Source organism: Streptomyces sp. AC627_RSS907, from assembly GCF_019049165.1.
Genome location: NZ_JAGMUE010000377.1, coordinates 1 through 631, shown reverse-complemented (window position 1 = coordinate 631; position 631 = coordinate 1). Strand labels below are relative to the sequence as shown.

The 631-nt window shown below is 77.2% G+C and carries 1 pseudogene; it reads left to right on the top strand.

Annotated features, from left to right (window positions below):
* Nucleotides 1–29: 29 nt before the first annotated feature.
* Nucleotides 30–631, top strand: a pseudogene (locus tag KUM32_RS35980) (hypothetical protein); the annotation flags it as partial.

The following is a 631-nucleotide window of genomic DNA, read 5'->3' as shown; positions in this document are numbered from 1 at the left end:
GGGTGGAGCAGGCCGGGGCGCATCGGGCCATGGTGGCCTTCAACACGCCGGCGGGGCGGCGGCACACCGCCCCGATCCGGTTCGGCCGCGAGTCCCGGCGCGACCCCCAACTGCCGCAGCGCGTCCGCAACGGGCTGCTCGGCGACGAGGAACAGCAGGTCGTACAGGTCCGGCTGGCGGCGTCCGAGGCGGCCAACCCGGCGGCGCGCGCCCTGCTCGACACCGAGGCCGGCACCGCCCTGCGGCTGCACCAGCTCCTGGAGGACACCGACTACGCCGCGCTCTTCCCGCGCGTCGTCGGCCACGAGCTGGACGCGGCCGAGCCGTTCCTGCTCTACGCCGCGCCGCGCGGCACCGCCGCCCTGCGCACCCACGTGATGTCCGCGACCGACCAGCGGACCTTCGCCCGCGACCTGGTCCTCGCGCTGTGCCTGCTCGACGCGCAGGGCCTGGTGCCGCGCGGCGTCTCGCCCGGCACCGTGCTCTGGGACGGCACCTCGGTGCAGTTGTGGGGCCTGGAGGGGGTGGCCCGCGTCGGACGGCCGCGCACCCGCTGGGGGCGGGCCCCGTACTGCTCGCCCGAACAACGGCGCGGCGAGGGCCTGGTGGACGCGCGGGACGCGGTGTGGAG